The organism is Massilia sp. (assembly GCF_031995545.1).
Lineage (GTDB): Bacteria > Pseudomonadota > Gammaproteobacteria > Burkholderiales > Burkholderiaceae_D > Telluria.
The window spans coordinates 1-8,463 of sequence record NZ_DAMAGA010000071.1 but is presented as its reverse complement, the minus strand read 5'-3'; the positions used below and the strand labels follow the sequence as shown (position 1 = coordinate 8,463).

Sequence of the window (8,463 nt, the reverse complement as noted above, 5' to 3'; positions counted from 1 at the left end):
AATACCGGCCTGTCACGCCGGGGGTCGCGGGTTCGAGCCCCGTCCGCTCCGCCAGTATCAGAGAAGAGGGTCCGATGCGTCGGGCCCTTCTTCTTTTCGCGTCAAACGGTCATGCGCAAGCACGATCGAAGTAGTAAATGGAGCGGTAGTTCAGTTGGTTAGAATACCGGCCTGTCACGCCGGGGGTCGCGGGTTCGAGCCCCGTCCGCTCCGCCAGCTTCAAAGAAAAAGGGTCCGATTCGTCGGACCCTTTTTCTTTTTGCGCTTTCGTTTATGTTTGTGCCGGCATCGTCAGGCGCAGCGCTGCATCGGGTCGCCGACTTCGACCCGGTCGCGCCCTTCGCGCTTGGCGCTATACAGCGCATGGTCGGCGCGCGCCAGCGCATCGCTCAAACCCTCGTTCGGATCGAGCACCACCACGCCGATGCTGACCGTCATCGTGTACGACGGCCCGCTGGTGATCACAGTGGCGGCGCGGATCGCCAGGCGCAGGCGCTGGGCGGCCTGCACCGCTTCCTCGAGACTGGCCGCCGGCAGCATCATCGCGAATTCCTCGCCGCCCAGGCGGCCGATGGTTTCGTGTCCGCGCATCACCTGGCGCGCGGTCTGGGCGAACACCACCAGCGCGTCGTCGCCGCTGGCATGGCCCCAGCGGTCGTTGATCGCCTTGAAATGGTCGATGTCGATCATCATCAGGGCCAGCGGCTGACGCTGGCGCTGGGCCGCCACCCGCGCGCTCTCGGCGCGCTCGAGGAAAGCATGGCGATTCAGCAGGCCGGTAAGGCAGTCGACCGATGCCAGGTGCGCCATGCGGCTGTCGTCCTTCTGCTTGCACAGCAGCAGGAAGCCGAAGCCGTTGACGATCATCAGGAGGTAGCCGGTCAGATAGGCCGCTTCCTGGGCGGCGCGCGCGTCAGGCACGACATTGCTCTGCAGCGCCGAGCTGGCCCAGGCCGCGACCGAAAGAGCGAACAGGGCATCGTTGACGCCGATGATCCGCTGCAGCAGCGAAGCATGACGGCGGCGCAGCAGGATCCAGGCCATGGCGGCAGCGAACAGGGCCACCACGCAGGCCACCATGGCGCTCAGTTGGGCATGGCTGGCGCCGCGCGCGCTGGCCGCGATCACGACCAGACACGACAGGCCGGTGACGGGGAACAGGATGCGTCCCCAGCGCGTGAAGCCGAAGAAGACGCAATACGCCGCCATCTCGAGCGCGACCGCCAGGATCCAGCCCAGGCCTTCCAGGCTGCCCAGCACCGGCGCGCCCAGCAACGGCCGGGCCCAGCCGACCAGCTGGCTGAAACCGATGCCCAGACGCGCCCACATCCATAGCTGCAGCCCGGCGCTTGGCGATGCGCCGCGCATATATCCTGCCATCAGGATGGCGAAGCCGACGTTGCCCATCCCGAGTGCAAGAAGAAAACTTTGAATATCGATCACTGCCTGTCCCTGTAAGAAGCACGGCATACCGCGTCGACGGCTTACGCAGTAAATATACTAGTGACAATTGATGTTGCCACAAAGAATTATGTTACACCGAATCAACTAAAGCCGGGCGCACATTTGAAGCTCGTATGGACGAGCCGCCACAGCCGGGCGCGCACGGATCGGAATTTGATGCGTGGCATTACCCGTTCAGGGATAATCAAGCGACAACTCCGCGACAACATCCCGTATCCACCTGAAATCACCGTGATCTTCCGCTTCCTCAAGCCTCCCCGCATGTCGCCGCGTCTGCACCGGCTCAAAAGCTCTTCCCTGTTCGCCGCGCTGACGCCGCTGGAACTGAAGATCGTCGACGGCCTGCTGCACGAGCGCCGTTACCTGAAGGACGAGATCGTGTTCGACGAGGGCGAGGAAGGCCAGGCGCTGTATCTCTTGATGAGCGGACGGGTACGCATCAGCCGCCTGCACGAGGGCATGACCCAGGTGGTGGCCGAGCTCGAGCCGGGCGGCTTCTTCGGCGACCTGGCCCTGCTCGACAACTCGCCGCGCAACGCCCAGGCGCGCGCCATGGAGCCGTGCGAGATGGCGGTGTTCTTCCGCGCCGACTTCCTGGGCCTGATGGAAACCGACGCCGTGATCGGCTACAAGATCTCGCTGGCACTGGCGCGCCACATCGGCCTGCGCCTGCGCGAATGGATGGGTACCGGACGGCCCCAGCTGGAAGCGCTATGAGCATGGAGCTCGACAGCGAGCGCTCCGGTCCGATCGTCTGGTCAGGCATCATCGCCGCTACCTGCCTGCTGCTGCTGGTGGTCAAGCAGCTGCTGTGGCTGGCTTTGCCCTTCATCTTCGGCACGGTGCTGTATTACGCCCTGCTGCGGCCGATGCAGCGCATGGTGCGTTCAGGCTTCAGTCGCAACGCGGCCGCGCTATGGATCTGCACACTGTTCTTCGGGCTGGCCACGCTGGCGATGGTGCTGGCGCTGAACTGGAGCGACGGGCCGGAAGAAGATTCGTGGGAAGCGACCATCGGCCTGTACCTGGAGGGCGGCGTCGCCTTCGTGCGCAACACGATGACGCTGCTGGAGGCGAAGTTTCCGATCCTGGCCGAGATGCGTTTGACGTCGACCGTGAACACCGCGTTCGCGGCCTATACCAATGATTTCGCCAGCAACCATCTGGGCGAGATCGTGGTCGGCGTCGTCACCTGGGTGCCGTCGCTGTTGCTGGCGCCCTTCCTCACCTTCTTCCTGCTGCGCGACGGCCTGCGCTTCAAGAAGTTCCTGGCGCGCGCGGTACCGAACGCCTATTTCGAGCGTGCGCTGTTCCTGCTGCACGAGGTCGACCAGACCGCGCGGCGCTATTTCGAAGGCTTGCTCAAGCTGACCGTGCTCGACACGGTGGTGCTGGCGCTCGGCCTGTGGATCATCGGCGTCTCGTCGCCGCTGCTGCTCGGGCTGATCTCGGCGGTGCTGGCCTGGGTGCCGTTCGTCGGCTCGATCGCCGGCTGCGTGCTGGTGGTGATCGTGGCCTCGACCGACGCGCCGGCGACGCCGCTGGTGGCCTACGGCGCGATCGTGGTGTTCGTGCTGGTGCGGCTGCTGGACGACTTCGTGTTCATGCCGCTCACGCTGGGGCGCAGCCTGCACATTCATCCCTTGGTGACGGTGATCATGATTTTTGTGGGCGGCATGCTGGCCGGCGTGGTGGGGCTGATGCTGGTGCTGCCGATCCTGGGGGTGGTGATGGTGATCGGCGAGACGCTGGGGCGCCTGGTCACCAATCCGCGGCTGCGCGCGCGCCATCGCTATGCCAAGGCGCTGCGGGTGCGCCAGGCCAGTATCGACCTGGATATCGCACGCGAGCGGCGTGGGGCGCCAACGGCGTCGACCAAGCCGTTGGGCAAATAATGTAGCGGCATCTGCGCGTCATGCAGGCGGAGGTTCGGATGTGCCTTTCAGTTGGCGCAGCAGATGCCACGCCATGCCGGCCAACGCCACGACGCCAACGACCAGCAGCGCCCACAGCCAGACCTGCTTGTTGCCCGCCGGGCCGCGCGCCGCGCCATCCATGGTTTGTTCGAGTCTGTTCTGCACGATCACCTTGCCTGGTGTTGCCGCCGCGAGCGCCATCAGTTCGCGCTCGCTGAACCCGGGCGCCACCTGGTGCAGCGCCACGCCTGCCGGCCGCACGCCAGCGCGTCCGAACGCCAGCTGATATGGCGCTTTGCCGGAGGCGACGAACACGATGGTCGAAGGTTCCCAGCCCAGGCGCAATGCCGGGCGCTCGGGGACCGTGTTCAAGGGCCGCACCACCCATCGAGCGGCGTGTGTCACCGGCACCGCGACGTCGCCTGACGCACGGCGCCGGCCGTCCTGCTCGAGCTGGAAAAACGTCGTGTTCACCAGCGGCTGCAGTTTCAGCACCGTGCGCGCGCCAGGATCGCGATTCGGCATCGCCTGGTATTGCCCGATCTGAACCGGCATGACGACATTCCGGCCCTGGAACGCGAGGCCGAGCAATGCGACCGGAATCGCTACCGGTGCCGTGTATATCAGGTCGCGTCCTTCGGCACCGGGCACTCCCTGCAATACCAGCGTTTCCAGCGGCCGTCCGGCCTCGCGCTGCACCACGTATTCGGCATGGATGGCGGCGAACTCGATCGGTTTGCCGTCGAGCCAGCGCAAGCGCGCATAGCGAAATGCGCGTGGCGCGAATTCGATCCGGTGTTTCTGCACGCTGGCGCCCTGGCTGTTGACCAGCCAGCTCACAGTTGCCTCGGCCTGCTCGTCCCAGTTCTGCAGGTCGTCGCTGACGTCGAGCGCAAGCCGCGCATTGTAGTTGCCGGTGGCGGGTGGCAGCGTCAGGGCCAGGGCGCCAATCGCCGCGCCTGCTCCGACCCTGGCGGCGCGTGCAGCCGGCTGCAGGTCGAGCACCAGGCCAATGAGCTCGTCGCCCGCTGCGCGCGCGGGTGCCGTTACCGAAATGAGCGCGCCGTCGCTGCCGGTGCGGATCTGCAGCCCTTCCTGCACGTTGACGCCATCATGTGCGGGACCCTGGACAGGGAACACGGCGGCCGGCGCGCTTGGCCGGTTGACCAGCGCCTGCGGCGCCAGGTCGACCAGGGCATATGGCATTGGTGCGCCGGCGGCGTCGAATACGCGCAGGTCGTTCAGATGCGGCGAACGCGCGGCCAGGTAAACGTCGCGCGGCAACCGCAGTTGCACCACCGCCTGGTTGGCAGCGACGTTCAGGGGCAGCAGGTGCGAGTAGTCGGCAGCCTTGTCGCCAGCCGGCGCAGGCGCGGCGGCATGCACCTGCGCCGCCAGAGTCAGGATTGGGATGAATGCCAGAGCAGCGCGCTGGTTTGACATGATGTCCTCCGGTTTGGAATCAGGCGGGTGCGGCGGGTGGCGTGCGCTGCGCGCTCTTCGGATAGGGCGCGAAATAGCCGACCAATAGCAGCAGCAGGCCGACGCCGACAAACGACACCACACGTGCCATGCTGCCGCTGTTGTCGAGGTCGATCACGAACAGCTTCAGCACGACGACGCCGAGCATTGCGGCGCCGGTCCACCAGCTGCGCCGCATTACCAGGCGCGCCGCCATGCGCATCAGTACCAGTGCACTCGCGCTCCAGACCAGCGACAGCATGGCTTGCACGACCTGCGATGCCGCCAGATCGGCCAGCCGATAGTCGATATCGAGGTAGTGCGACGCGCTGCGCAGCAGGATCAGGTTGAACCAGATGTAGGCGCCTACCAGGCCTGCCAGCCGCAGCTGGCGCAGTCCGGTATCCGGCACGGCCAGATCGCTGAGTTGACGCAGAACGCCGGCGCCCAGCATCAGCACAAAGCCGGTGGTCAGGTCGAGGGGATTGAGCAGCGGCAGGTAGGGCAAGGGCGCCATCGCGCCGTCGTGCGTCAGGTTCCAGCTGATGACCAGGAGCACCATCAGCGTGGTTGCGCTGGGGATGACCATGATGCGGTACCAGTCTGCCAACGGTCTGGCCGGCCATTGGTTTGCCACGCTGCGGCGTAGCACGAATACCAATACAAGCATCATGGCCCAGGTCGGGAGATAGTTGCTCCAGGCGGCATCGGTGATCCAGCTCTCTTGCGTCATTCCATAGGGATCGACAGCAGGCGCGATCAGCCAGTTGTCGATCAGGATGGCACCGGCCGGCCACAGGGCCAGCCAGGGTCCGCCGCTGCGCAGCAAGTGCAGCAGCTTCAGTACGCCGTTGCCCAGTTCCGGACCGCCCCTTCCCCAGCGCGACATCAGGTACTCGCAGGTGGCCCACAGCACTGCCCAGGCCAGCCAGCCGGCGGCGTCGGGCAGCATATGCACGTAATACAGGTTGTGCAGAGAGCCCGCCGTGACCAGGACCAGCATGGCCCAGCACACGCCGCCGAACCAGCGCAGCTGCGGCCAGGACAGACGCGGCGCCAGGTGCATGCACGTGACCGAGGTGGCCGCAACCGCGATTGCGTACAGGGCGGTCCAGCGTGCGTATGGGCTGCCGAGGGCTTCCGGAAGATACGGCATCAACCTGCCCGCGGCGACGTTGATGGCGGGGCCGAACCACCAGATGCCTGCCCACAGCAACAGAGCGGAAGACAGTTTGGCATCTGGCTGCGGCGGCGGCGTGCGCTGCATCAGGCGGCTGGTCGCGAATGCCGCAGCCGCCAGCATGACGATGCCGAGCAGCGGAGCGTCGCGGTCTGCCTCGAACATCGTGGTCCATGACCATCCCGGTGCACTGAGAACACCCAGGGCCACCGCGCCGGCAATCTGGGCCGCGAGGGCCGGCTGGCGCGCCATCGGCCAGTCCAGGCGGGTGCTGACGACATACAGCAGCAGCGCCGTAAGCAACGCGCCCGCCACCATCCAGTTGGCCAGCGCGCCGCCGGCAGTATGCACGATCGCTTCGGTCCAACACCCGGCGAGCAGCCAGACGGCGGACAGCGTCAGGAAGGTATCGGCCAGCACTACCAGTGCGTCGCTGCCCTTCGAATGCTTGCGCAGGCTGAGCGCAACGGCGAAGCCGCTGGCGGCGAGCAGCAGGCAGCCGAGCCACAAATGTGCCGACGTAGCCGCGTGCGGCGTCAGGTCGGTGACGGCGGCGATGAAGCTCCATCCCGCGCCGACTTGCAGCAGCAATCCGAAGAGCCAGACTGAAACGCGTTTCCATCGCAAGCCGAGCCACACGAACCCGGCTCCTTCCAGCGCCCATGTGGCCGACGTCCAGCGCTCGTCGAGCGCGAACGGAACGGCGAGCGTGCCGAAGATGATACCCAGCGCCGCGTAGGCTTCGAGCATGACCCTCCAGCGTTCACGTCCACGCTTCAACAGGATCGACGCAATTCCCAGGTAGAAAGTACCGAGTACAAGCGTGGACAACGCCAGGCCGAACGGCTTGTCCTTGACCAGGCCGACCTGCAGGCCAAAGGCCAGCAACGGCGTGCCCAGTACTAGCGTGGCGTCGACGTAATTCTTCAGTCTTGCCTGCTGTTGGTGCGCGAAAGCGAGGGAGATGGCGACGTAGCACAGGAAGAACAGGATCAGGAAGCATTGCGCCGATGGGTAGTTGTCGGGCGTATAGCGCAGGACGCCCCAGGCCGTGCCAACCACGAAAGTGAAGGCGAATCCGAGCAGGTTCAGAGGCCGCCATGAGCGCGTGATGGACAGTGCGAACACGCCGGCGTTGAGCAGCGCGTAATACGAGAACAGGGCTACATGGTTGCCCTCTCCGGTGGACAGCAGTAAAGGACAAGCGAAGCCGCCGGTAATGCCGAATGCCGCCAGCCAGGGAGCATCTTGCAGCACCGCCAGCAAGCAGGTGAAGACGGTAAGGCACACCAGCAATCCAAATGCGAAGCTGGCGGGGATCAGTTCGTAGCGCTGGTGGGCGCCGAAGATTACCAGCATCAGGATGGCGATTGCGGTGCCCTGGACCGGCAGACCGATTTCACGGCGCCGGATACGTAGACGCCAACCCCAGGCCAGCAGGCCCAGGTCGGCCGCTACCACTGCGGCCAGGCGCAGCTCGATCGGAATCGTGATGGTAGCGGCGACGTACTTGAGCAGGAAGGCGACGCCGATGAAGAGGATCACTAGGCCGAGTTTGGCGACCAGGTTGCCGGTCAGGAGCCAGGTTCTGGCGGTGGTGGCCAGCCAGAGGGTGAGCCGCGATGGCGCGGGCTCAGGCTCAGGCTCAGGTAATGACGTGGTTTTGGCCGCCGCCGGTGGATCGTCGTCGCGTTGAACGCTGGTCCGAACTGGCTGAGCTTGCGGTTCAATGCCGATGGCGGGACCGTTTGCAGCATGGTCGCTTGTGTCGGCATTGATAGGGGCAGGTTCGGACAATGGATTGCCCGCCTGATCCAACACGTCTGCGTGCATTGCCAATTCGGTCGGATCAAACCAGTTTTCAGGGACTTCCAGACCAGATGCATCCTGTTCGGGTTGCATAGGAGGTGAAGCTGCGGCTGGTGCCGTAGACTGCACGTCCGGCTTGGGCTGTTGGACGATCTTTTGCTCGATCCGTTCAATGTCGAGCAAATAGCGAGCGCGTAAGGCAGTGAGCTCCCGCTCCAGCTTATTTATTTGCTCGCCTTTAAGGCCAACCATTATCCGGGCTACCAGAACTGGATAACCGAACACAATCAACAGCCCGAATGTAATCAATTCCATAAGCTGCTCTCCACAATAGGCGGACGCGATGGTCGCCATGTCAGTCCAATGTGAAATACTGACAGTGGGAAATGCTATAAGGGCTGGATTTTAGCGGCGGTTGAGCTGAATCAAAGCTGATAGTTGATGGTGTACGACAGATGACAGCTATGGTTCCTGTTGATTTTCCGTGCCCAGGTGCTGGTCAACCGTAGTGTTGGCGGTTCCGCCGCCGACGCGTTCAACCAGTGTTCGATCCGGCGATCCGTTTCACGAAGCCCAAAGCAAAAAACCCCACCAGATCACTGGTGGGGTTTTTCATATAACTAGCCTGACGAT

General features: G+C 64.5%; 5 protein-coding genes and 1 tRNA gene. 3 read left to right on the top strand and 3 right to left on the bottom strand.

The window, feature by feature from the left end; genetic code table 11:
- Positions 1–139: 139 nt before the first annotated feature.
- Positions 140–216 (top strand) — tRNA-Asp (locus RTQ83_RS23930).
- A 75-nt stretch (positions 217–291) separates the two neighbouring features.
- Here the strand turns inward: RTQ83_RS23930 and RTQ83_RS23925 are convergent.
- A complete protein-coding gene (locus RTQ83_RS23925) occupies positions 292–1,443 on the bottom strand; it encodes a GGDEF domain-containing protein (RefSeq protein ID WP_312520467.1) in 1,152 nt (383 codons plus the stop codon).
- 252 nt (positions 1,444–1,695) lie between these two features.
- Between RTQ83_RS23925 and RTQ83_RS23920 the strand changes: the two genes are divergently transcribed.
- A complete protein-coding gene (locus RTQ83_RS23920) occupies positions 1,696–2,181 on the top strand; it encodes a cyclic nucleotide-binding domain-containing protein (protein WP_312520464.1) in 486 nt (161 codons plus the stop codon).
- Complete coding sequence (locus RTQ83_RS23915; protein ID WP_312520462.1) at positions 2,178–3,359, top strand: AI-2E family transporter; 1,182 nt, start codon at positions 2,178–2,180, stop codon at positions 3,357–3,359. The genes RTQ83_RS23920 and RTQ83_RS23915 overlap by 4 nt, the downstream gene beginning before the upstream one ends.
- A gap of 18 nt (positions 3,360–3,377) precedes the next feature.
- Here the strand turns inward: RTQ83_RS23915 and RTQ83_RS23910 are convergent, their stop codons facing one another.
- On the bottom strand, positions 3,378–4,823 hold the full coding sequence (locus tag RTQ83_RS23910) for a DUF3999 family protein (protein WP_312520459.1): 1,446 nt from the start codon (positions 4,821–4,823) through the stop codon (positions 3,378–3,380).
- Between the two features lie 19 nt (positions 4,824–4,842).
- Positions 4,843–8,184 (bottom strand): DUF2339 domain-containing protein, encoded by a 3,342-nt coding sequence (locus RTQ83_RS23905; RefSeq protein WP_312520456.1) that lies wholly within the window; start codon positions 8,182–8,184, stop codon positions 4,843–4,845.
- Between the last annotated feature and the right edge of the window lie 279 nt (positions 8,185–8,463).